25 protein-coding genes and 1 tRNA gene are annotated in these 22,685 nt (G+C 64.4%); 13 read left to right on the forward strand and 13 right to left on the reverse strand.

What is annotated here, in order from left to right; genetic code table 11:
* Positions 1–7 precede the first annotated feature (7 nt).
* Genes rplS through rpsP form a run of 4 tightly spaced genes read right to left on the reverse strand, consistent with a single transcriptional unit; the run spans position 8 to position 1,916 of the window.
* A complete protein-coding gene (rplS, locus tag E6P07_RS08780) occupies positions 8–352 on the reverse strand; it encodes a 50S ribosomal protein L19 (RefSeq protein ID WP_153975254.1) in 345 nt (114 codons plus the stop codon).
* A gap of 20 nt (positions 353–372) precedes the next feature.
* On the reverse strand, positions 373–1,122 hold the full coding sequence (gene trmD, locus E6P07_RS08785; RefSeq protein ID WP_153975255.1) for a tRNA (guanosine(37)-N1)-methyltransferase TrmD: 750 nt from the start codon (positions 1,120–1,122) through the stop codon (positions 373–375).
* A 10-nt stretch (positions 1,123–1,132) separates the two neighbouring features.
* Positions 1,133–1,612, reverse strand: a complete 480-nt coding sequence (gene rimM, locus E6P07_RS08790; protein WP_343031227.1) for a ribosome maturation factor RimM — start codon at positions 1,610–1,612, stop codon at positions 1,133–1,135.
* 46 nt (positions 1,613–1,658) lie between these two features.
* Entirely contained in the window at positions 1,659–1,916 is a 258-nt protein-coding gene (rpsP, locus tag E6P07_RS08795; protein ID WP_153975257.1) for a 30S ribosomal protein S16, read from the reverse strand.
* Between the two features lie 257 nt (positions 1,917–2,173).
* Here rpsP and cydD point away from each other — a divergent pair, with 257 nt between their 5' ends.
* Positions 2,174–3,952: a thiol reductant ABC exporter subunit CydD gene (gene cydD, locus E6P07_RS08800; RefSeq protein WP_153975258.1), complete on the forward strand. Its 1,779-nt coding sequence runs from the start codon at positions 2,174–2,176 to the stop codon at positions 3,950–3,952.
* Entirely contained in the window at positions 3,949–5,664 is a 1,716-nt protein-coding gene (gene cydC / locus E6P07_RS08805; RefSeq protein ID WP_153975259.1) for a thiol reductant ABC exporter subunit CydC, read from the forward strand. Before cydD ends, cydC begins: the two co-directional genes overlap by 4 nt.
* A 20-nt stretch (positions 5,665–5,684) precedes the next feature.
* Here the strand turns inward: cydC and E6P07_RS08810 are convergent, their stop codons facing one another.
* Positions 5,685–6,155: a hypothetical protein gene (locus E6P07_RS08810; RefSeq protein WP_153975260.1), complete on the reverse strand. Its 471-nt coding sequence runs from the start codon at positions 6,153–6,155 to the stop codon at positions 5,685–5,687.
* A 157-nt stretch (positions 6,156–6,312) separates the two neighbouring features.
* Here E6P07_RS08810 and E6P07_RS08815 point away from each other — a divergent pair, with 157 nt between their 5' ends.
* The 3 genes from E6P07_RS08815 to tsaB all read left to right on the forward strand — a co-directional run bounded on the left by E6P07_RS08815 (position 6,313) and on the right by tsaB (position 9,073).
* Positions 6,313–7,299, forward strand: coding sequence for an adenosine kinase (locus tag E6P07_RS08815; RefSeq protein WP_153975261.1), 987 nt, complete (start codon positions 6,313–6,315; stop codon positions 7,297–7,299).
* 149 nt (positions 7,300–7,448) lie between these two features.
* Positions 7,449–8,366 carry a hypothetical protein gene (locus E6P07_RS08820; RefSeq protein WP_153975262.1) on the forward strand — a complete coding sequence of 306 codons (918 nt, stop codon included), beginning with the start codon at positions 7,449–7,451 and terminating at the stop codon, positions 8,364–8,366.
* Positions 8,367–8,371: 5 nt separating this feature from the next.
* Positions 8,372–9,073 (forward strand): tRNA (adenosine(37)-N6)-threonylcarbamoyltransferase complex dimerization subunit type 1 TsaB, encoded by a 702-nt coding sequence (gene tsaB / locus E6P07_RS08825; RefSeq protein WP_153975263.1) that lies wholly within the window; start codon positions 8,372–8,374, stop codon positions 9,071–9,073.
* Here tsaB and E6P07_RS08830 read toward each other — a convergent pair.
* The gene (locus tag E6P07_RS08830) at positions 9,058–9,300 is read right to left on the reverse strand and encodes a hypothetical protein (protein ID WP_153975264.1); all 243 of its coding nucleotides are present in this window, start codon (positions 9,298–9,300) and stop codon (positions 9,058–9,060) included. The genes tsaB and E6P07_RS08830 overlap by 16 nt on opposite strands.
* A gap of 161 nt (positions 9,301–9,461) precedes the next feature.
* Here E6P07_RS08830 and E6P07_RS08835 point away from each other — a divergent pair, with 161 nt between their 5' ends.
* Positions 9,462–10,718: a glycerate kinase type-2 family protein gene (locus tag E6P07_RS08835; protein ID WP_153975265.1), complete on the forward strand. Its 1,257-nt coding sequence runs from the start codon at positions 9,462–9,464 to the stop codon at positions 10,716–10,718.
* A gap of 49 nt (positions 10,719–10,767) precedes the next feature.
* Here the strand turns inward: E6P07_RS08835 and E6P07_RS08840 are convergent, their stop codons facing one another.
* The 3 genes from E6P07_RS08840 to E6P07_RS08850 form a co-directional block, all read right to left on the reverse strand.
* Positions 10,768–11,691 carry an NAD(P)H-binding protein gene (locus E6P07_RS08840; RefSeq protein ID WP_153975266.1) on the reverse strand — a complete coding sequence of 308 codons (924 nt, stop codon included), beginning with the start codon at positions 11,689–11,691 and terminating at the stop codon, positions 10,768–10,770.
* Positions 11,692–11,786: 95 nt separating this feature from the next.
* Positions 11,787–12,149 (reverse strand): HPF/RaiA family ribosome-associated protein, encoded by a 363-nt coding sequence (locus E6P07_RS08845; RefSeq protein WP_153975267.1) that lies wholly within the window; start codon positions 12,147–12,149, stop codon positions 11,787–11,789.
* 204 nt (positions 12,150–12,353) lie between these two features.
* A complete protein-coding gene (locus tag E6P07_RS08850; protein WP_153975268.1) occupies positions 12,354–12,908 on the reverse strand; it encodes a hypothetical protein in 555 nt (184 codons plus the stop codon).
* A gap of 238 nt (positions 12,909–13,146) precedes the next feature.
* On the opposite strand from E6P07_RS08850, the gene E6P07_RS08855 reads away from it, so the two are divergent.
* Positions 13,147–13,503: a PilZ domain-containing protein gene (locus E6P07_RS08855; RefSeq protein WP_153975269.1), complete on the forward strand. Its 357-nt coding sequence runs from the start codon at positions 13,147–13,149 to the stop codon at positions 13,501–13,503.
* A 44-nt stretch (positions 13,504–13,547) separates the two neighbouring features.
* Here E6P07_RS08855 and E6P07_RS08860 read toward each other — a convergent pair whose 3' ends face one another.
* The gene (locus E6P07_RS08860; protein ID WP_246172807.1) at positions 13,548–13,898 is read right to left on the reverse strand and encodes a DUF2782 domain-containing protein; all 351 of its coding nucleotides are present in this window, start codon (positions 13,896–13,898) and stop codon (positions 13,548–13,550) included.
* Between the two features lie 109 nt (positions 13,899–14,007).
* Here E6P07_RS08860 and E6P07_RS08865 point away from each other — a divergent pair, with 109 nt between their 5' ends.
* Complete coding sequence (locus E6P07_RS08865) at positions 14,008–16,017, forward strand: UvrD-helicase domain-containing protein (protein ID WP_153975271.1); 2,010 nt, start codon at positions 14,008–14,010, stop codon at positions 16,015–16,017.
* A 60-nt stretch (positions 16,018–16,077) separates the two neighbouring features.
* Positions 16,078–16,154, forward strand: a tRNA-Arg gene (locus tag E6P07_RS08870).
* Position 16,155: 1 nt separating this feature from the next.
* On the opposite strand, the gene E6P07_RS08875 is transcribed toward E6P07_RS08870, so the two are convergent.
* Together E6P07_RS08875 and E6P07_RS08880 are read right to left on the reverse strand one after the other, a co-directional pair.
* Positions 16,156–16,935: a TatD family hydrolase gene (locus tag E6P07_RS08875; RefSeq protein WP_153975272.1), complete on the reverse strand. Its 780-nt coding sequence runs from the start codon at positions 16,933–16,935 to the stop codon at positions 16,156–16,158.
* Between the two features lie 33 nt (positions 16,936–16,968).
* Positions 16,969–17,523, reverse strand: a complete 555-nt coding sequence (locus tag E6P07_RS08880; protein ID WP_153975273.1) for a DUF2058 domain-containing protein — start codon at positions 17,521–17,523, stop codon at positions 16,969–16,971.
* Positions 17,524–17,715: 192 nt separating this feature from the next.
* On the opposite strand from E6P07_RS08880, the gene E6P07_RS08885 reads away from it, so the two are divergent.
* The 4 genes from E6P07_RS08885 to E6P07_RS08900 all read left to right on the forward strand — a co-directional run bounded on the left by E6P07_RS08885 (position 17,716) and on the right by E6P07_RS08900 (position 22,129).
* A complete protein-coding gene (locus E6P07_RS08885; RefSeq protein ID WP_153975274.1) occupies positions 17,716–18,231 on the forward strand; it encodes an OmpH/Skp family outer membrane protein in 516 nt (171 codons plus the stop codon).
* 180 nt (positions 18,232–18,411) lie between these two features.
* Positions 18,412–18,648: an HP1242/YdcH family protein gene (locus E6P07_RS08890; protein WP_153975275.1), complete on the forward strand. Its 237-nt coding sequence runs from the start codon at positions 18,412–18,414 to the stop codon at positions 18,646–18,648.
* 21 nt (positions 18,649–18,669) lie between these two features.
* Positions 18,670–19,314 carry an MBL fold metallo-hydrolase gene (locus tag E6P07_RS08895; RefSeq protein ID WP_153975276.1) on the forward strand — a complete coding sequence of 215 codons (645 nt, stop codon included), beginning with the start codon at positions 18,670–18,672 and terminating at the stop codon, positions 19,312–19,314.
* A gap of 241 nt (positions 19,315–19,555) precedes the next feature.
* Positions 19,556–22,129, forward strand: coding sequence for a DUF349 domain-containing protein (locus E6P07_RS08900; protein WP_153975277.1), 2,574 nt, complete (start codon positions 19,556–19,558; stop codon positions 22,127–22,129).
* Here the strand turns inward: E6P07_RS08900 and E6P07_RS08905 are convergent.
* Positions 22,110–22,607, reverse strand: coding sequence for a hypothetical protein (locus tag E6P07_RS08905; RefSeq protein ID WP_211363093.1), 498 nt, complete (start codon positions 22,605–22,607; stop codon positions 22,110–22,112). The two genes, E6P07_RS08900 and E6P07_RS08905, sit on opposite strands and share 20 nt — an antisense overlap.
* Between the last annotated feature and the right edge of the window lie 78 nt (positions 22,608–22,685).

Genomic DNA, 22,685 nt, shown 5'->3' on the forward strand with positions numbered 1-22,685 from the left:
GTCGGGCTTACACCTTCTCGCGGATACGCGCGGCCTTGCCGGTGAGATCGCGCAGATAGTAGAGCTTGGCGCGGCGCACGTCGCCCTTGCGCTTGACCTCGATCGCGGCGATCGCTGGGCTATAGGTCTGGAACACCCGCTCCACGCCCTCGCCGTGTGAGATCTTGCGCACGGTGAAGGATGAATTCAGACCGCGGTTACGCATCGCGATGACGACACCCTCGAACGCCTGCAGGCGCTCGCGGTTGCCTTCCTTGACCCGGACCTGGACGACGACGGTGTCGCCTGGGGCGAAATCCGGGATTTCGCGGGTCATCTGCTCTCGTTCGAGCTGCTGAATGATGTTGCTCATGGTTTTCTTGGCTCCTGTTCTCAGCCGGCGCCACCCTCGCGATGGGCCAGTATGAATTCATCGAGTAATACGCGCTCGGTCTCACTGAGACCGCGGCGCTTAAGTAGATCCGGGCGGCGCCGCCAGGTCCGTCCCAGCGCCTGCCGCAGCCGCCAACGCTCGATGGCGGCATGGTCGCCGCCGAGCAGCACGGAGGGAACCGAGCCTTCCTCGATCCGCTCCGGGCGGGTGTAATGTGGGCAATCCAAGAGCCCATCCATGTGAGAATCCTGCCGCGCCGAGTCGGCATGACCGAGCGCACCCGGCAACAGACGGATGACCGCGTCCATGACCACCATCGCCGGCAGCTCACCACCGCTCAGGACATAGTCGCCGATCGACCATTCCTCATCGACATGGGCCTCGATCAGGCGCTCATCGACCCCCTCATAGCGCCCGGCAAGCAGGATCCAGCCCGGATATGCCGCGATCTCGCGTATCGCGGCCTGGTCCAGCACCCGACCCTGAGGAGACAGATAGGCCACGCGGCTCTGAGGTGCCGCTGCCCGCGCGGCCCGGATCGCTGCGCGCAGTGGCTCGACCTTCATCACCATCCCCGGACCACCACCGTAGGGACGGTCGTCGACGGTGCGATGGACATCGTGCGTGAAGTCGCGCGGGTTCCACAGATACAGCTCGGCCAGACCGCGCGCCAGCGCCCGTCCGGTCACACCCTGATCCGAGAGGATGCGAAACAGATCCGGAAAGAGCGTAATGACGTCGAAGCGCATGAACACAGACTCAGAACGCGGGATCCCAGTCAACCCGGATCAGACCGCGGTCGAAATCTACGTCCAGGATCACGTCGCCCCAGAAAAAGGGGATCAGACGTTCGCGCTTACCCTGGACGACCAGCACGTCGTTGGCACCGGTCGAAAACAGATGCGAGACCCGTCCAAGCTCGACATCGGTCTGGGTGACGACGGTCAGACCCTCGAGATCGATCCAGTAAAACTCATCCGGGCGCGGCGGCGGAAGCTGATCGCGTCGGATCGCGATCTCCTGCCCGATCAGTGCGGCGGCCTGGTCGCGGTCATCACAGCCCTCTAGTCTGGCGATGAGCCCCTTGCCGTGCACCCGCCCCTCGATGAGGCGCCGTGAGACAGCCTCCGGCCCCAGCAGCCAGGGCGAGTAACTCAGGATGCCCTCGCGTGGATCGGTCTCGGAATAGACCCTGACCCATCCCTTGACGCCATAGAGCCCCGAAACGCGCCCGAGCACGACCCGAACGGATGACGACGCCCCAGACACACCGACTGACCTAAAATCAAACAGCCGCCGCCGCGCGCTTTGCCTGCTTGATCAGCTGCTTGGCACGATCGGTCGGCTGCGCCCCCTGACGGATCCAGTGCTGGGCGCGCTCGGTATCGAGCCGCAGCGGGACCTCGCCGCCGCGCGCGTTCGGGTTGAAGAACCCAAGACGCTCGATGTAACGACCATCACGCTTGGAGCGGATATCGGCGACGACGATGTGGTAGAAGGGGTTCTTTTTGGAACCACAACGTGACAAACGAATCTTAACCATGTGCTGTCCTGGCTCAAGAGCTCAATGGAAGGCCCGAAGAAGACCTTCGGGTAAACGCGCAAATATACAGAATTGCGCGCAAAATGGAAGTCCGGAGTTGACTCAGCGACCTGGGATGACGCAAAACACGCATTGCCCGGAAGGACGCCGGCCCGTATCCTCCCCCATCGACTCCCCATTGATTGTGTGGGAGCGGCTTGAGCCGCGATTCGGGGAGACGCGATTGATTCAGTGTCCCTTAGGGAACTTAAGCGTACATGTCAGTCAACGCCTGGCTCAAAGCACAACGACCGCTGGCGGACAGGTCGCTCGTGTCGGCGATCTGGCTCAACACCGCCAATGGCCTTCTGGCCATCAATCAGGCCTGGGCGTTGGCCGTGATCCTGGATGCCGTGATCTTCAAGGACGCCGATCTCACCGAGGTCCGTTCCTGGCTCTGGGGTCTGCTTGCGCTCTTCGCCACGCGGGCACTCATCGTCTGGCACGCCGAGCGCGCGGCCTTCCAGGCCGCGGCCTCGGTGCGGGTCAAGCTGCGCGATCAGGTCTATCGCCATCTGCAACGGCTCGGCCCGGCCTATCTCTCTGGACAGCAGAGCGGCGCCCTGATCGAGACCCTGACCAAGGGCATCGATGACCTCGAAGGCTATTATGCCCGTTTCGTCCCGGCCATGGCCCTGGTGATGATCCTGCCCCCCGCCATCCTCGTGGCCGTGATGCCGATGGATTGGCTTTCGGGCCTGATCATGCTGATCACAGCCCCCCTGATCCCGCTGTTCATGATCCTGATCGGTTCGGGGGCTGAGGCGCGCAATCGGCAGCAATGGCAACGGCTCGCGCGCCTGGGCGCGCACTTTCTCGACGTCATCCAGGGTCTGACCACGCTCAAACTCTTTGGCGCCAGCCGACGCGAGATCGAGATCCTTGCCCGCATCTCGGATGAATACCGCCACAGCACCATGCAGGTGTTGCGCATCGCCTTTCTTTCCTCAGCGGTGTTAGAGTTCTTCGCCAGCGTCGGGATCGCCCTGGTGGCCGTCCTCATCGGCTTTCGGCTCTATGACCTGGCGTTGCCGGTGCCAGACTGGATCCCAATCCCGAACCTGACCTATCTGCAAGGGTTGTTCGTGTTGATGCTCGCACCCGAGTTCTATGCCCACTTGCGCCATCTCGGCACCCAATACCATGCGCGCCTGGGCGCGGTGGCGGCGGCCGAACAGCTGGTCCAGATACTGGACACCCAACCGAGTCAAATCAATCCGGGTAAGGAGCCATTGGCAGCGACCCCTCCGTTCGGGGTGCGGTTCGATGAGGTGTCTTTTAGCTATGAGCCGGGGCGCGAGGTGCTTAAGGGTCTCAGCCTCGAGATCCCGCCGGGGCAGTGCATCGCCCTGATCGGCCCCAGCGGGGCGGGCAAGACGACCGTCATCAACCTGTTGCTCGGCTTCCTGGTCCCGACCCGCGGGCGCATCCTGATCGGCTGGCAGTCGCTCGCCGAGCTCGACCTGGACGACTGGCGCCGTCATCTGGCCTGGGTCCCGCAGCAACCGCGGCTGTTCCAGGGGACCATCGCCGACAACATCCGGCTCGGGCGACCCGAGGCGGATCTGGCGACAGTGCGCGCGGCGGCGCGGCGGGCCCGGGCGGACGCCTTCATCGAGACCCTGCCGCTCGGGTATGACAGCCCGGTCGGCGAGCGTGGTACAGGGCTGTCGGGCGGGCAGATCCAACGCATCGCCCTGGCGCGCGCCTTCGTGCGCGACGCGCCTCTGGTGATCCTCGATGAGCCCACCGCCAACCTCGACCCCGAGAGCGAGCGTCTGGTCCAGGAGGGCATCGCAGAATTGGCCCGTGACCGCACCCTGCTGGTGATTGCCCATCGGCTCTCGACGGTGCGCCGCGCCGATCGCATCCTGGTCCTCGATCAGGGGCGGCTCATCGAGCAAGGGACACACGACGAACTGATCGCTGCCGGTGGGTTTTATGCGCGGATGCTCGCTGCCCAGGGTCCGCTTCAGCAGGGGGGATGCGGTGGATGAACGAACTACGTCCTCTCTGGCGACTCTTTCGCCCCTATCGCGGCTGGATGCTGTTCGGGACCCTGGTCGCGCTCCTCACCCTGCTGGCCAATGTCGCCCTCATGGCCGCCGCCGGTTGGTTCTTGACTGCCATGGCCACCGCTGGTGCCGCGGGCGTGACCATCAATTATTTCACCCCGGCGGCCTTGATCCGCGGCAGCGCCATACTCCGAACCGTTGGACGCTATGGTGAACGGCTCATCAACCATGAGGCGACCTTCCGGCTGATCGCCGGCCTGCGCGTCTGGTTCTACCGACACCTCGAACCCCTGGCCCCGGCACGGCTTCAGCAGTATCACAGCGGCGATCTCTTGAGCCGCATCCGCGCCGATATCGATGCGCTCGATACCCTCTATGTGCGGGTGTTGATCCCGCTGGCGGTGGCCGGTCTGAGCCTCCTGCTGTTCACCGGCTTTCTGCTCTTTCACCATCCAGTCCTTGCGCTCACCGGTCTGGGCTTCTGGCTGCTCGCTGGGGTTGGGCTCCCGCTCTGGTCGCAGGTGCGGGGTCGGGAGCCCGGACGCCGGATCGCCGCAGACGAGGCGGCCTTGCGGGCAGCGGTGATCGATGGCGTCCAGGGTCTGGCCGAACTCGGGGTCTATGGCGCCGCCGAGCATCAGGCCCAGCGGATCGCGACACTCAGCCGGGACCTGATCGCCGAGCAGGGGCGCTTGAGCAGCGACCAGGGGCTGACCCAGGCCGGCGTCGGGCTGTGCGCCAACCTCAGCCTGTGGCTGCTGCTGTGGATTGCCATCCCCCTGGTCGATGACGGACGGCTCATGCCGCCACACCTGGCGATGCTGGCGCTCTTCACCCTCGCCAGCTTCGAGTCCGTCGCCCCCCTCGCCCCGGCATTCCAGATGCTCGGGCGCACCCAAGCCGCCGCGCGCCGACTGTTCGCCATCGTGGACACCAAACCGGCGGTGAGCGAGCCGAGCGCGCCCTCGCCCCGACCCGAACGCTTCGACATCGAGTTTAGGGACGTGAGCTTCACCTACCCGGGCGCCAGCCGTCCGGCGCTCTCTGGGATCCGGCTCGCGGTCCCTCAGGGCGGGCGTGTGGCCGTGATCGGGGCCACGGGTTCGGGTAAGAGCACGCTGTTCAATCTGCTGCTGCGTTTCTGGACGCCGGACGCCGGGAGCATCCATCTCGGTGGCTACGACATCCTGGACTTCCACGGCGATGACCTGCGCCGCTCCATCGCCGTGGTCAGCCAGCACACCCATCTGTTTGCGGCCAGCATCCGCGAGAATCTGCGGATCGCCGCCCCCGAGGCCAGCCAGGAGGCGCTCGAATCCGCCTGTCGCGTCGCCCAGATCCACGACTTCATCGCCGGATTGCCCGAGGGCTATGACACCTGGGTCGGTGAGACCGGTGTGCGGCTCTCGGGCGGTCAAGGGCGCCGGATCGCCGTGGCCCGTGCCCTGCTCAAGGACGCCCCGATCCTGCTCCTCGATGAGCCGACCGAGGGTCTGGATGCGGACACCGAGCGCGAGCTGATGCGCGCGCTCGACACCCTCATGGTCGGACGCACCGTGTTGCTCATCACCCATCGTCCGGCTGGACTGGACTGGGTCGATCAGGTCCTGGTGCTCGACCAGGGGCGCGAGTTGGCGCGCGGTGACGTCTCGGTCATCCCGAGCGCGTTACAGACCCATCTGCTGCCGCTCTAAGCGGGCGGACGGACGCAAGGCTAGGGGATCTCGGGGTAGCGACGGCGCACCGGACGCACAGTCTGGGGTTCGGTGCGTTGCCGTGGCAGAGGCGGTTGACGGAAGAACTCGATCAGGCCCAGGACCAGACAGGTCAGCGAGACCCCGAGACCGAGCGCCGAGTAGACCGCCATGTGCAGCATGCCGGCCTGCACCTCGGGCCAGTTGTTGAGACGCACCCGGACCATGTCGGGTGTCACGAAATAGGCCAGCCCCTCCGAACCGAGCGCGGTGAGCGAGTGGCGAGCCAGATGGTTGCCGAGGGGTTCACCATCGATCAGGAGTTGGAAGTGTCCTCCAGTCTGTTCCAACGGCAGGGCCATCGCGGCGGGCGTCCACCAGATCTGGGTCTCACCCCAGAGGGCGCGGCCATAGTCCATGCCGAACTGAGTCCCGGCGATTGGGGTCCCGATCAGCCCGATCATCAACAATAGATTCAGCTTGCGTCTCATATCTATCCCGAAGTGGCGGTCCAAAGGCTGAGGTCTCCAGCATATCGGGCCTCGCTGGTCAACTATACCGTTAAATGCGCTCGAATGGAGACCGCGCGCGCCCTGGATCAGAGGGCCGGGTACAATGGTCGCCCTCTTTTGTACCCCTGGAGACATCATGGCGAGATATCACATCTATGGCCTCGGCAATGCCCTGGTCGACATGGAATACGAGGTCAAGCCCGAGGATCTGGGCATCCTCGGCCTCGACAAGGGCGTCATGACCCTGGTCGACGAGCGCCAGCAGCTCGACATCATGCATCACCTGCGCGACCACCCACATCGGCGCGGCTCGGGCGGCTCGGCGGCCAATTCGATCGTCGCCTTCACCCAGTTCGGCGGTCAGTGTTTCTATTCCTGCAAGGTCGCTGATGACGAACTGGGCCATTTCTATATGCAGGATCTGATCGCAGCTGGGGTGGACACCAACCACCATAGCGAGAAGGATCAGGGTCATACCGGACGCTGTGTGGTGCTGGTGACCCCAGACGGCGATCGCACGATGTGTACATTCCTGGGTGTGAGCGGTAACCTCTCGACTCGAGAACTGGTCGTCGAGGCGCTGTGCGACTCGGAGTGGTTCTATACCGAGGGCTATCTGGCCACCTCAGATTCGGCACGCGCCTCCGTGCTCGAGGCCAAGCGCATCGCCGAGGCTGCAGGCGTCAAGACCGCCCTTTCGCTTTCAGATCCCAACATGGTCAAGTTCTTCAAGCCAAGGCTTCTAGAGATGATCGGCTTGGGGGTGGACCTGTTGTTTGCCAACGAGTTTGAGGCCATGGGTATGGCCGGATCGGACGATCTGCACCAGGCGACCGACTATCTCAAGACCCTCGCCCGCCATTTCGTCATCACCCGCGGCCCCGCCGGCGCCCTGGTCTGGGATGGAGAGCGCCTGATCGAGATCGCACCGGTCAGGGTCGAGGCGGTAGACACTGTGGGTGCTGGGGATATGTTCGCCGGGGCCTTCCTCTACGGCCTGAGTCAGGGCTTAAGCTTCCAACGCGCGGGTGATCTCGCCTCTACGGCCTCGGCCAGACTGGTGACAACGCTCGGGCCACGCCTCCCGACCGAAGTGATCCAGGCCATCCTAAAGGACTTCTGAGGTGCCGTTTGGTCGCAAAACTGCGACCGAGTCGACACATCGCGCGACCCAATAAGGCTAGCATGGCGATCAGGTATCCATGGTCCGGTTATGGGCTCCAGGCCCTTCAGGCATGACCAAGGGCTGATTCGCATGACAGGAGTCGTCCAATGTCCAGCTTCGACGCCGAATCCATCCCCTCGCCGCTCGCCATCCGCGAATATGCGCGGCTGCGCTTCGATACCGACCTGGAGGCCCTCAAGGATTGGCTGTCTGGACTCAGGGCGCGCGGCGGACATCAGGCCGGTCCGGCGCTCGTCCTGGCCTTGGAAGGTCTGCGTAAGGCCGATCTATCGGCCAGACGCCGGATCAGCATCCTGTCGCTGCTGAAGGTTCCTGTACTCAAGACCTGTGCCGGACTGCCAAAACCCTACGCAAACGAGCCCGGAGGTGCCCGCGGTCTCACCATGGAGCAGCGACTCGGACGCCTGATGTTCGTCAACCTCGATCGCGCGCTGCACCAGCTCGACAAGGAGTATCCTGTCCCGAACGAACGCCAGCAACACCAACGCCTGTGGTTGATCCGCAACCTGTTCCGCTTCGCCAACCGCCAGATCCGTTACGCGATCCAATGGAAAAAGGCCTTGCCGGAAGGCCAGTGGCGTGAGCTGCACGAGCTCTATCTCTATCTGACCTTGCGCCGGCCCACGTCGCTCTGGGATCTCGACCGACCTCCGATGACCGTCGGCGAGTTCGATCACGAGGTCCAGTACAAGACCCTGCTGCTGCTGGGCCTTGCCGCCAAGCTCAAAGACGCGCTGGCACAGAGCGAAGACTTCATGCAGGCGCTGCCGGCCTGGGCGGCCCAAACCCGATTGGAGGATCCGCACCGCCTGCTGGGCCGGATGCGCCTATTCATCGTCGAGGTCTCAGCCGACAGGCCGCCGCGCCAGCTCATGGGTAGTCTGGACACGGCCTTCCGCGGCTGGGTACTGCAACCTCCATCCCTCTATCTCCAAAAACTTGCAAGCGACCGGTTCGAGGCGGGGATTCTCGGCGACCAGATGCTCGAACTCGTCAGTCTTTGAGGCCCATGAAACTCCTCGCCATCGACACCTCCAACGAAACCTGTTCGGCTGCGCTCCTCATCGACCGGGACCTGGTTCAGGCGCTCAGCTTTGCCCCCCGCCGCCACGGTGAGCTCATCCTCGGCATGATGCAGCGACTGCTGGATCAGTCGGGTCTGGAGCTGCATCAATTGGATGCCTTAGCCTTCGGTTGTGGTCCGGGATCCTTTACCGGTATCCGCATCGCGACCGCTGTGATCCAGGGCGCGGCCTTCGGTGCCGAGCTGCCCGTAGTCCCGGTCTCGACGCTCGCCGCCATGGCCCAGGGCCAGTTCCGACGTGAAGGACAGCGTCGCCTGCTGACGGCCCTGGATGCGCGCATGGACGAGGTCTATTGGGGCTGCTATGAGATCGGCGCGCGCGATCTGGCCGAGCCGTGCTGCGCCGAGCGGGTCTGCGCGCCCGAGCAGGTCAGCTGGCCAGGGGGCGAGGGCTGGCAAGGTGTGGGTCCAGGCTGGGGGGTATATGGCGAGACGCTGACACGGCGACTCGGACCGGCCCTGAGCGGGATCAATCCGGACGCGGTCTGCGAGGCGCAGGACATCGCGCGCCTGGCTGCCGCCGATCTGGCGTCCGGTCGCTGGGTCCCGGCCGAGCAGGCGCTCCCGGTCTATCTACGCGACCAGGTCACGCGCCCGTCTCAAGGATCCCCTCAGGGGCGGCCCTGAGCAACCGGCTGGTTGTGTCGGCAGTGGCGTCTCAGACAACTGACGACATAGTACAGCAAGGTTGCACCAACCACGATAAAGGCGATCAGCGTGGCGAGGAGACGCTGCCAGGGTTCGATCGCCGAGAGTCCAAGGATCAGCCAGGTCAGAAAGGCGATGACAGCGGTGATGGTTAGGATGACGGCGAACGGCCAGAGTGGGCGGTCGCATTTGGGACAGAGATTCATTCAGGTACGGCTCCATTGGGCAAAAAGACGGCTGCCCCGGACACTCCCAAGACCAGGACGCACGGCGTGACGAAACGAGCGACGTCCGATCGCCCAAGGGCAGACAGTCTGCACCCAGAGTCGATGCGAACACATTGAAATCATTCAATTGATGACGATCGATGCAGACCACGCCAGACCCTCGTCATACACTCCTCGATCTGCTGACCCTTGCACTCGATGCCGTCTCCGGCGCGCGCTCGGTCCGGCGCGCGCTCAATGTCCGTCCGATCATCGGGCCGGTCTGGATCGCGGCCATCGGCAAGGCGGCCGAATCCATGACACTGGGCGCGCTCGAGGTGCTTGGCGACGCCTGCCGGGGCGGGATGCTCATCACCAAGCCCGGACACGCCGATCCGAGCCGTTTTCGGGATTTTGGGATCGAGGTCTATTTCGGCGGCCATCCGCTCCCCGATACCGGCAGTCTTGTAGCCGGTGAACGGCTCTTGGGGCAGCTAGACGCCCTTCCCAGCGGGGAACAAATTCTGTTCCTGCTCTCAGGCGGCGCCTCGGCATTGATCGAGGCGCCGGTCAGTGGTCTTGGACTCTCCGAACTGCGCGCACTCAATGCCTGGTTACTCGGTTGCGGATGGCCGATCGACGCCATAAACCGCGTGCGTCAGTCGGTCTCGCGTCTCAAGGCCGGCGGTCTGCTGCATCATCTCGGTGGGCATCCCGTCCGCCAACTGGCCATCTCGGATGTGCCTGGTGACCATCCAGATGTCATTGGCTCCGGGCCGCTGGTGCCCGTGCCGGATCTGGCCGATCAGGTCGGGCGACTCGCGCTGCCGGATTGGTTGAAAGACTGGGTGTTGCGTGGACTCGCCGAGCGCGGCACGCCCCCTGAGCGCGGTCCTGAGATGGAACTGGTCGCCACGCTGGCGCTGGCCAAGGCGGCGGCCGCCAAGGCCGCCGCGTCCAGTGGCTGGCGGGTCTGGCTGCATCCGGATTTTATCGCGGGTGATGCCACCGACCAGGGCCGAGCGCTCGCTCGGACGCTCATCGAGGGTGCGCCCGGTCTGCATGTCTGGGGTGGTGAGACCACGGTTCAGACCCCCGAGCATCCGGGACGCGGCGGACGCAATCAACATCTGGCGCTGGCCGCCGCGATCGAGCTTGCCGGGCGCGACGACGTCTGGCTGCTGAGTGTTGGCACCGACGGCAGCGACGGCCCAACAGAAGACGCCGGGGCCTTGGTCGACGGCGGCACCCTAAAACGGGCCGCGCTCGCCGGATTCGATCTCGATGCCAGCGCCTGCCTGAGGCGCGCCGACGCCGGGCGTTTTCTGGAGGCGAGCGGTGATCTCATCTACACCGGACCGACCGGAACCAACGTCATGGACCTGATCCTCGGCTACAAGGCCCAGCCCCCGCTCTGAGGCGATTTCCAGGAAGGGCGAGCCGTACTGACCACTCAATCGCCGCGCGTCAGCGCGTCAGATAGCCGAGCTGGTCGATGCCGAAACGGGTTGGGGTCAACCCGAGACGGGCGAAGCTGTCGTTCTCGGTGCAGACATTCCCTTCCATGAGCATCTGGATCTGATCACGTGAGATAGGGAACCAGGGAAAGCGGTCGAACAACCCCGCCGCCGCCTTGATCGCCAAGGCCGGTGCCGGAACCATCCACTTGGTCCGCCCCGAGGCGGCGGCGATGGTCTCGAGGATCGCCTTCCAGCTCAGTCGCTCCGGACCGCACAGCGAATAGGTCTGGGACTCAGTGCGCGACTCGCTGAGCGCCAACACGAAGGCGGCGGCCACGTCCTTGATACTGACCGGCGCGAGCTCGAACAGCCCGGCCTTGGTCGGCAGCAGACCGGCATGAAACAGGGGTGCCGGCAGCGGACTGTCGATGATGTCCTTCTTGAGCTGCGAACAGAACTCCATCCGCCCCTCGGGGTCGCCGAAGATCACCGACGGACGGAAGATCGTCCAGCGCAACCCCGAGGCCTTGAGCGCCTGCTCGGCCCGGTACTTGGTACGTTGATAGGCCGTGCCATCAGGACGGACGCCATTGGCACTCATCAGGATGAAACGCCCGACGCAATTTTCCCGCGCGGCGGCGATCGTATCGACCACACCCTGATATTGGAGCGCCTCGAAGGTGATGCCCCGAGCAGGAAACTCGCGCAAGATGCCGATTAGATAGATGACCGCGTCGCAGCCGCGCACGCACTCCACCAACGAGGGCAGATCGCGCACCTCGCCGTGGACGATTTCGCAGGACGCAGGCTGCTCGACCTTCGACTCGCTGCCTGGACGCACCAGCAGGCGCGGTACATGCCCGGACGCCAGCAGCTGACGTGTGATGTGCAGACCGACAAAACCGGTCCCGCCGATGATTGCAACCTTCATTGTAGGCCTTCCCCTGTTTGGATCCGGAATCCCAACGAGATGGGTGCAGAGGACCAGAGGCTCAAGGCAAAACGACACCCCAAGCATCCTGGGCGTCAGTGGGTCAGGATTTGAGCACCGGCGGTGAACGTTTTGGACGTAGTAGGCGCGAGATCGAGGACGGTCTGGCGACGCAGCCGGCGCACACTGCGACGGGCGGCGGCAAAGACCTCGCTGATGGCCTCGGCGGCCACCTTGCGCGCCTCGCGCACGACCACCTGACGACCTGAACCCAGCTTGGCGCTCAGTTCGCAGCGCACGCGATGACCGTGCAATGGGTCGAACTCTTCCTGGACATTGACCTGGGCCTCGATCGACTCGCCGGGAAAACGATCCTTGAGTTTACGGGCTTCTGTTTCGATCTGACGACGGATAGCGGCATCCAACGCCAGCAGATCGCCGCCTATCTTTAGGACCATAGATGATACTCTCCATGGGCTCGATCGCCGGTCTGGTCGCGTGCGATCGCGACGACGTAGATCGAGCGAATTGACTTCGAGGGCAAACGCCTCGTCGATTGAACACGTCGCTGAAGTGGCTCTAGAGGCCGCAAGGGGGCGCGGCTTGAGTCGCGCGACGGTAGGTGGATCATGGCGTCCGAGCGCGCGAAATGCAAGATCGAATCACTCAAAGAGGTTGCGATAGGCACGCGCAAAGTGCCTGTAGGCGTCCCAGCCGTCCTTGTCCATGACCTGATCGATCACCCAGCGGTTCTCTTCCGACTCGCCCATGATGGACTGGATCTCATGACCGAGATGACGCAAAAAGGCGTAGCTGGGTCCGTCTTCGGCGAACTGGAACTCGGCATACTCGCCCGAGCGCGTATCGAGCAGCGCGATGAATGGGCCGCCATAATCGCCTGGACCGAGCAGGTCCTGGCTGTTGTCCTGCACATGGCCGAAGAGCTTCTTGGCGAACTCGACGATCAGGGTACGCCGGTCGGCCTCGCCCAATTCGGCATGCGCCAAGCGGTCGGCGATCTGGACCAGGAACACCAGATACTCCTGAATCACGGCCAGGCGCTGCGCGTCGTCGCGATAGACGAAGCGCTCGCAATGCAGATTGATGGCCTTATCGAGCGCGATGCGCCAGGCGATAGAGGCCAGGGCGCCGGCAATCTCCGCCAGGGAGCGCTCGCGCGACTCGTCCTTCCAGTGACTCTTGATGTGTAATGCCATGAATCGATTCCGAAGAGGCGTGGAACGTTGCGACAGCGCCCTAATGTAGGGGCGGATCGCACTGAATACAGGGCCCGCCACAGGAGGCGCTCATGGGGAATGCACAGACCCTTGCGTTTGACTCGAGGGTTGACGATGGGTTCACGTTCACGTGCTCGTCACGGGCGCTGAATACAATCGTCAAGATCCGCGCCTAACATATCTCTAAAAGACATCGAGGATACATCCGGAGCCGACCATGAATGTCGAACAGTGCTACCGCACGCGCCGCGCGAGTGATATCGAAGTCCAGATCCAGTACCGCAACCGCCGCTTTCACAGCGCCAGGGGGCGTCATCTTTCCGACCAGGGCATGTATCTCGAGATCAGCAACCTGACATTGCCCACAGGCACCCAGGTGGTGCTTGAGGTCCGGGATATGGACCACGAGTGGCGCATCCCAGCCACCGTAGTTCACCAGGATGATACCGGGATCGGCGTCATGTTCCGTGACGCCCATCCCGAGTTTCTGCAAGCAAACACCGAGTCGCTTTCGTCTCCCATGCCGCTCACGACCTTCGGCACCAAGACCGGCCCAGGACTGAGCGCCGCCTGAACTTAGAGTCACGCGGATTGAGCGGGATCCGATTCGGGCGCGCTTTAGCGCCAGTCGAACAACACCCACTGCGGCACCGAGATGTTGTGCGCCGCCCGCTCCTGGGCATCGATCAGCCCGTCCCCGTTGAGGTCATAGAGATAGTATGGCGGACCGAACGGCGGCTGCACCCGCACCATGTAGAGGACGCCGCGCACCCGGTATTCGTAGAAGATCTCGCCGCCAGATTCGCGGATGGTAATGTCCGGTTCGACCGCCTCGCCCGTGACGGGTGACGGTACGACCTCGGGGGCCTGCAGGAAGCCGCCCGCATCCTGTCCTTCCGCTTCGTCTTGGGCGTGGACGGCCGTCAGGCAGGACGCGAGAATCAAAACGGCAAGTCGTCGGTTGAGCACGATATCATCAGCCAGGTCGGGGAACATGGCCCGAATGTTAGTACGATCCGCGCTTGATTGCTCGCTCGATCGGGCATAATGCCCCTCCCCGCCCCCGCACACCGACATCATGGTCGAACTCAATCCGCGACAACTCGAGGCCGTGCGCTACACGGAAGGCCCGCTGCTGGTGCTCGCTGGCGCAGGCTCTGGCAAGACGCGCGTCATCACCCAGAAGATCGCATACCTGATCGAGCAGATCGGACTCGCGCCGCGCCATATCCGCGCCCTAACCTTCACCAATAAGGCCGCGCGCGAGATGCGCGAGCGGGTGAGCCGACAGCTCAGGGCTACCCAGACGCGCGGTCTGGCCATCTCGACCTTCCATCGGCTGGGACTGGAGATCCTGCGCCGTCATCCCGAGGCCGCGGGGCTGAATCCGGGGTTCGCCCTACTCGACGCCCAGGATGCCGAATCCCTGCTCAAGGAGGGGTTGCGCGATCTGGCCGAGGCCGATGCGCTCAGTCCGGGGGCGGTGCAGCACCGGATCTCACGCTGGAAGAACGATCTCATTAATCCCGAGCACGCGGCCCAACTCGCCGAGGATGCCTTCGAGGCCCGGCTCGCGGCACTCTATGCCGACTATGAACGCCGTCTGCGCGTCTACAATGCCGTGGACTTCGACGATCTGATCCTGGCGCCGACGCGCCTGTTCCGCACCGAGTCGGCGATCCTGGAGCAGTGGCGCCGCCGCATCCGCTATCTGCTGGTCGACGAGTATCAGGACACCAACAGCGCCCAGTATGAGCTGGTGCGCCAATTGACCGGCGCGCGCGGGGCCTTCACCGTGGTCGGCGACGACGATCAGTCGATCTATGCCTGGCGCGGAGCGCGTCCCGAGAACCTGGCGCGTCTACAGGAGGACTATCCGGCCCTGCGGGTCATCCTGTTGGAACAGAACTATCGCTCCAGTGCGCGTATCCTAGGGCTTGCCAATACCCTGATCGCCAATAATCCGCGTGTGTTCGAAAAACGGCTATGGAGCGAGCATGGCCCCGGTGAGCGCGCCCGCGTCATCTGCTGTCGCGATGAGAGCGATGAGGCCGCGCGCGTGGTCTCTGAGATCCTGCATCTGAGGTTCGCCGAGAGGCGTCGCTTCGGCGACATCGCCATCCTGTTTCGCGGCAACCATCAGGCACGCCCCTTCGAACAGGCGCTGCGCGAGCACAATGTCCCCTATTTCCTCAGCGGTGGGACGTCCTTCTTCGCGCGCACCGAGATCAAGGACGTCATGGCCTATCTGCGTCTGCTGGCCAATCCGAGCGACGACACTGCCTTTCTGCGCATCATCAACACGCCTCGGCGCGAGATCGGCTCGACCACGCTCGAACAGCTCGCCGACCACAGTCGCCGGCGGGGCCTGAGCCTGCTCGCCGGGTGCCTAGACCCGGGGCTGAACGAGCATCTCAATCCGCGTCAGCGCGAGCGGCTCGCCGCCTTCGCCCGGCTCATCGCCGAACACCGCGAACGGGGCCGAACCGATCCGGTCGGCGCGGCACGCGCGCTGCTCCAGGCCATCGGCTACAAGGGCTGGCTGCGCGAGACTGCCTCCAGTCAGCCGGTCGCCGAGCGACGCAATCAGAACGTCGAGGATCTGCTCGATTGGCTCCGACGTCTGCATCAGGGCGAGTCGCCCAAGACCTCGCTCGTCGAGTTGGTCGATCATCTCGCGCTCATGGACGTGCTCGACCGGCAGGACGAGGACGCGGGTGGCGATCGGGTACATCTGATGACCCTGCACGCGGCCAAGGGGTTAGAGTTTCCGCAGGTGTTCCTGGTCGGCATGGAGGAAGAACTGCTGCCGCATCGCACTAGCCTCGAGGAAGACAGCCTCGAGGAAGAGCGACGGCTGGCCTATGTCGGCATCACCCGTGCGCGCGAGGCGCTTACCTTCACACTCGCACGTCGGCGACGACGCTATGGCGAATGGGTCCGAAGCGAGCCGAGTCGCTTTCTCAGTGAACTGCCCCAGGATCAGCTCGACTGGAACGGCGAGCGCCGCGAGGACAGCCCTGAGGACCGCAAGGCGCGTGGCCGAGCGCATCTGAACGCACTCAAGACGATACTGGCGTCCAGGTGAGGCCGAGCAGCCTTTGACGAATCGAGCGCCAAGGGTGATAATGACCACCCTTCACGACACGCGCCCGTAGCTCAGTTGGATAGAGTACAGCCCTCCGAAGGCTGGGGTCAGAGGTTCAAGTCCTCTCGGGCGCGCCAATCACCCCAAGCCGCTCAAGACCGCGCGCGCATTGGCCGTGGTCTGCTCGGCCACCTCCGATGGCTCCAGATCGCGCAGACGCGCCAGCACCTCCAGCACCTCGGGCAGATATTCCGGACTGTTGCGTCCGCCCTGATGCGAGGCGACCGTCAGGTCGGGCGCATCGGTCTCGAGCACCAGGGCCTCGAGCGGTAGCTCACTGGCCAACCGCCTGAGCTTGCGCGAGCGCTCGAAGGTCAGCATCCCACCAAAACCCAGCTTGAAACCCAACCCAAGATACTGATGCGCCTGCTGGAGACTGCCATTGAAGGCATGGGCGATGCCGCCGGCCGGGATGGGGTGACGACGCAAGAGCGCCAGCACCTCATCGTGCGCCTTGCGCACATGGAGCAGTACAGGTAGCCCCGCGGCGCGCGCGATCGCCAATTGGCGTTCCAGAAGCCGCCTCTGGCGCTTCGGATCCAGCCCATCGACATGATGGTCCAACCCGATCTCGCCGATCGCGATCACGTCTCGCTCAGCGACCAGGGTCTCGAGCCGCGCCAGATCGGCATCTCGATGTGAATCCAGATAGACCGGATGCAGGCCCAGTGCCGGATGCAGACTCGGTCCATCCGGCGGCGCGGAGTCACAAAGCGCCAGCAACGCCTCCCAGCCGGCGGCATCGATGGCGGGCACCACCAGGGCCTCGACCCCGGATGCACGCGCACGCGCCAACACCGCCGCGCGATCGGCGTCGAACTCGGTCACATCGATATGGCAATGGGTGTCGATCAACATCGCATCGGTCGTCGCTGATCGCCGGACGTTTGACTACCAAATCAAATCATCAGGGACCTGATACTCGGCATAGGGATCGTCAGCAAAGGGATCGTCGGGCTTTGCCTCATCCCTGGAGCGATTGAACACCAGCACCAGCGAGGCATCGTGTGCCTGGACACGCTCGGCGATCTCGGCGGGGACCAGCTCATAGAAGTTGTCCTGACGCACGATCGCCAAGCGCCCGGCGACCAGCTTGGCATGCTGATCCTTGTTGACATAGAGCCGCTTGAGCGTGCTGCCGTCGGTGAAGTTGTAAGCCAGATCCCCGCCATCGCGCACGACGCGATGGGTGTGGATGAGCTGCCGGATCTCGTTCTCGGCGGCGCGCCGCGCCACCTTTTCCTGATACTGACGATTGAGCTCGCGGTCGCGCGCGAGCTTCTCGGCACGCGCACGCTCGGCCGCGGCCTGGGCCGCCTGGGCCTCGGCGGTCGGTCGGCCACCGGTCTGTTTGATCTGTTTACGCCTGTCCGCGCGCGCCTGCTTGAGCTTCTGCTCATTGACCAGACCCGCTTTGAGCAGCTGCTCTTGAAGTGAGTTACCCACGGCAAGGGATCTCCGGGATCGAACGATGGATAGAGTCGTGATCGCGAGAGGATCTATCAGCACGTCGCTGGAGGCAAGCCCGCTCGGACGCGAAGCGCCGGTGGTTTTGCCCGAACCGAACGACGGTTACAATTCGATTCCTGGTCCAATGACCAACGCCTTCGACTACGCCAACCAATTTGGAGTGCATCCATGTCCCGTCTGCTTCTGTTGGCCGCCCTGATCGCGGCCCTGAGCCTGTCCGTCCAGGCCCTAGCCAATGAGGGTGTCGGCTTCGTCGACATGCAAAGGGTGCTGGAGGAGAGCAAGCTTGGTCAGCGCTTGCAGAAACAATTACGCGACGAGTTTGAGCCGCGTACCAAGGGCTTCGTCGACGAGGAGCGCGAGATCGCCCAGATGCAGCAGGACCTCGCCAAGGACAGGCCGCTGATGAGCAACGAGCAGATCGCCAAGAAGGAACAAGAAATCAAGACACGCATCGAGACCTATCAGAAAAAGACCCTGCCCATCCAGCAGGAACTGATGAAGGCCCAGCAAGAAAAGGGCCGCGAGATCCTAGAACCGGCGCGCGAGGCACTGAATGCAGTCGCCAAAAAGAAAAAGCTCGGCATGGTGTTCGAGCGCAATGTCGGTGGATTGCTCTATGCAGACGAGGGGCTCGACATCACGGCCGAGGTCATTCAGCAGATGGATGCCAAGACCAAATGACCGTTCATCGAACACTTCCGTGACCAGACTGTTTCGGCGGGGCGCCGCTGGGCTATACTCCAGACGCCTTGGGCGTCCCGCCTCGCCCGAGGTCCGGATCGGCTCCGAGGTGGGTCTCGGAGTCACTCCCCTAACGCGCGCGGATGAACCGCGCCGGACCGACTCAAAGGAGCGGACTCCATGCTTGGTGAATCACACGATCTGCTTCATGAATTCCCCGATCTCGAGCAGAAGATCGCCGCGCTGCGCGTCGATAACCCCGAATTCGCACGGATCATGGACGAATACGACAGCCTCGATGCGCGCGTGCGCCAGATTGAGGAACTGGGTACTCCGGTGGCCGACGAGACCATCGAGGATCTCAAGAAACAGCGCCTTTATCTCAAGGACAGGCTCTATGAGATGATTCGGAGATGATTCGGGCCTAACGGGACGACCTTGGAGTTCCAGATCCTACCTGTCACCGCCTTGCAGCAGAACTGCACCCTGTTGTGGTGCGCACGCACGCGCCGGGCGGTCATCGTCGATCCGGGCGGAGAACCGGATCGCATCGAGGCGCGGCTGAACCAGCTCGCGCTGGAACCCGAGCGCATTCTGCTGACCCATGGTCATCTGGATCATGTCGGGGCTGCTGTCGAGCTGGCCAAGCGGTTGGCGATTCCGATCATGGGGCCGCATCCAGACGATGCCTTTCTGCTCAAGTCACTGGCCGAGCAGTGCCGGATGTTCGGTTTTCCGAGGATCGACGCCTTCGAGCCGGATCTTTGGCTCCAGCCAGGGGAGCGGATCGCGGTCGGCGAGGAGAGCCTGGAGGTCATCCATTGCCCCGGACACACACCCGGACACATCGTCTTGTATGATCCGCGGTCGCAGCTGGCCCAGGTCGGCGACGTACTCTTTCGCGGCTCGATCGGACGCACCGACTTTCCGCGCGGCAATCATCTTCAGCTCCTTGACTCGATCCGACAAAGGCTGTTTCCGCTCGGCGATGCGGTGCGCTTCATCCCCGGTCATGGCCCCATGTCGACCTTTGGTGAGGAGCGACGCAGCAACCCCTTCGTCGGCGACCGCAACCCGGGCTAGACCGCGTGGATCCATCCGGATGGATCCCAGACGCAATACCATGCCCGGCCGATCGGACTTGGCTTGGGAAATGCTGAAAACATCCATCTATGGATCTTTTCAGCTCGCCTTGTCCCGGGACGGGCTTAAAGCGAATCCAGGGCCTTTAAGCCCTGGTTCGCGCCGGGGCATCCTGCCCCAGACGGGGGGCGCCGCTTGAATCGGTGCTCCCCTTGGGCACGAATTCTCGGAGCAGAATCCCATGCTATTTCAGCGATGGCTCAAACGGCACCCGGCGAACGCCGACCAGACCCCCGACACCTCCAGGGCGGCACCCGCCCCCCCGCCCCCCCAGCCTCGTCTCCCTGAGACCCTACCCGAGAGGGCGCGTCTGCACCCGGATCCGGCTCAGCGTCTCGCGGCCATCGAACAGCTCGATGATCCTTCCGTGCTCGTCGAGTGTGCCATCCACGACACCCTGGCCGCCCATCGCGCCCGCGCGCTCGAACGGATCGACGACAAGGCCGCGCTCGAAGAGGTCGTGCGGCGCATCGGCAAGAAGGACAAGCGCGTCTATCGCATGGCGCGCGAGAAGCTGCGTCGGATCGCCGAGCGCGAGCAACGTCCGCAGGTCCTACGCGAGCGTTGCGAGGAGCTCTGCGCCCAGGTCGAGCGTCTCGGTCGGCTCGGTCAGTGGAGCCAGGACCGCGCCCTGCTCGAACACCTTGAACGCCAATGGGGCGCGCTCCAGGACGAGGCCGAGCCGCACTACCGGGACCGTTTCGAGCGCGAACGGGCGCGTTTCCTCGACGCCTATGCTGCCCATCTCCAGGAACAGGCCCGGCGCCAGGCCGCGACCGAGGCGCGCGCCGTCGTCCGTGCCGAGCCCCAACCGACCGAATCCAGCCGGCCCGAGACGGGTTCGAGCCCCCAAGCGCACGCGCCCGCCCCCGGCCTGATCGAGTCGCCCAAGGCCGAACCGCTTGCGCGTCCGGACGACCCGCGCGCACTCGAACGTTTAGAGAAGACCTGCGCCAAGCTCGCGGAGATGCTCAGGGCCTCCAAGCCGCTCGACCACAAACAGGCACGCCGGCTGCTCGACCAGGGATACGCCCTGGCCACGCACTGGTCCACCTCCGAGCCGGCGCGCGCCTTCCAGTCGCTCGCCGAGCGGCTGGAGGCGCGTCTGCGCGCCCAGCACAAACACGCCGAGCAGCGTCTGCGTCAATTCCCCGAACGGCTCGCCGAGCTGGAGGCCCATCTGGACGCGGGCGAGCTCAAACAGGCCGAACCCCTGCATCAGAGCCTGCTGTCGGCGCTTGAGCTCATCCAGTCGAGCGGCATCGACCCCCGTCAGGCCGCCGATTTCAACCGCCGTCTGCGCGCCCTGGCGCCGCGTCTGCGCGAACTCCAGCACTGGCGCCGTTGGGGTGCCGACCAACACCGCGAGATGCTCTGCACCGAGATGGAGGCGCTGCTCGCTTCCGAGGACCTGGAACCCGCCACCCTCGCCGAGCGGCTGCACGCACTCCAGATGGACTGGAAGCGGCTCGACCAGATCGGCTCTCCGACCAATCAGGCCCTCTGGGAGCGCTTCCATGCCGCCTCCGAGCGCGTCTATGCGCGCTGTCGGCCCTTCATGGAGGCCCAGGCGGCTGAACGCGAACACAACCGCCTGGCCCGCGAACGGCTGTGCGAACAGCTTGAGTCTTTTCTCACCCAGGTCGATTGGGACCAGGTGGATTGGAAGCAGGTGCTCAAGACCGAGCGCGAGCTGCGTCAGGACTGGGCGGCCATAGGTCCGACCGAGGGGCGGGTGCGCAAGGCCCTCGAACGCCGCTTCCATCAGTCGCTGCGCATCCTCGATCGCCATCTGGATGCCGAGCGCGCGCGCAATCAGGCACTCAAACGCGACCTGATCGCGCGCGTCCAGGCCCTGGTCGATCTGCCTGACCTGGATGCCGCGATCGAACAGACCAAGGCACTGCAACGCGAATGGCACACCACGGTCCCGGCACGTCAGAAGGAAGAAAACCGGCTCTGGTGTGAATTCAGGTCCGCCTGTGACGCCGTCTTCGCGCGGCGCACCTTACGCCAACGGGCCCAGGCCCAGGAGCTGGCCGAGCATCTGGCGCTGCGCGAGGCACTCTGCGAGGAGGCCGAGCGTCTGGCCGCAGAGGAGCAAGATCCGAAACGACTGGCCGCCGCCCAGCGCGATCTGAGCGCGCGTTGGCGCGAGGCCGAGTCACTGCCGGTACCCCGTCAGGCTGCGGCCCAGAGCGCGCGCCGCTGGCAGGCGTGTCGCGAGGCCCTGGAGCGACGGCGCCAGGCCATCGAGCGCCGCCAACGGCTGGACGCACTCGCACGTCTGGAGCATCAGGCGGCGTTCTGCGAGCGTCTGGAGCTGGCGCTGATCGAGGGACGGACCGAGGGACTCGACCCCGAGGCGCTGCACCGTGAATGGGCCGAACTGCCCGCCCAGGAGGACCCTGGCCTGCAGCGCGCGATTGCGGCGCGCTTCGAGCGGGCCCTGAAGGCGATCGGGGATGCGACCGAACGCGATGCCCTGCGCCAGGCGTTTGCGGACAATGGGCCGCGCCGCGCCCAGCTCTGTCTCCAACTCGAGATCGCCGCCGGGATCGAGACCCCGCCCGAGTTTGCCAAACAACGCCTGGAGCTTCAGGTCGCGCGTCTGGCCGAGCGTCTGAGCGAGGGCGAGGAGGATTCTCTCCAGGGCGGTCTGCGGCTGCTCGACGATTGGTATCTGCTGGGTCCGGCACCGCGCGATCCGGCGCTCGAGCGGCGTTTTGAGCGCATCAGGGCGGCGCTGGTCTGAGGCCCCCAGAACAACCCTGGCCAGGGCCAGGGTTAGGCTCCATCCCTTCACCTGCCGCCGACGAGATGTACGGTAAAACCCAGTGCGCCGCGCTGCGCAACAGACCGTCGCAGACGATCAAGGTGTCGGCGCCAAAGTCCTTTTTGAGGATGGCAAACAAGATCGCCCACTCGACCAGCTCCCGATAGACCTGCACCCAGCCCGGCGAAACCGGCTTGCCCTTGTCGGTTGGCCGAATCATGTGGGAGGGCGCCGGCAGGCTGTCTACACCCAAAAAGGCCATCATCTCGCCCAGAGCCGTCCGAGGTGTTCCATCGGGTTCGAATTGGCGCTTATCGAGCTTGTCGATGGGCGTCGTCGGCGAGATTGCCTCCAGGCAGTACTCGTTGTTGCTGCTGTCTACCACCCGGAACAGTTGGATAAGGGTCCTGGCGGACATCATGGCGAAAATGGCTGAAGGGCAGCCGGAAATGCTCACTCGACTGGACCGTCTGGTCGACGAGATCGCGGCCCTGCACAGCAAGCTGATCCTGCTTGGGAGAACCAGGGTGTCAGC

The sequence above is a fragment of the Thermochromatium tepidum ATCC 43061 genome (genome assembly GCF_009664085.1).
GTDB lineage: Bacteria > Pseudomonadota > Gammaproteobacteria > Chromatiales > Chromatiaceae > Thermochromatium > Thermochromatium tepidum.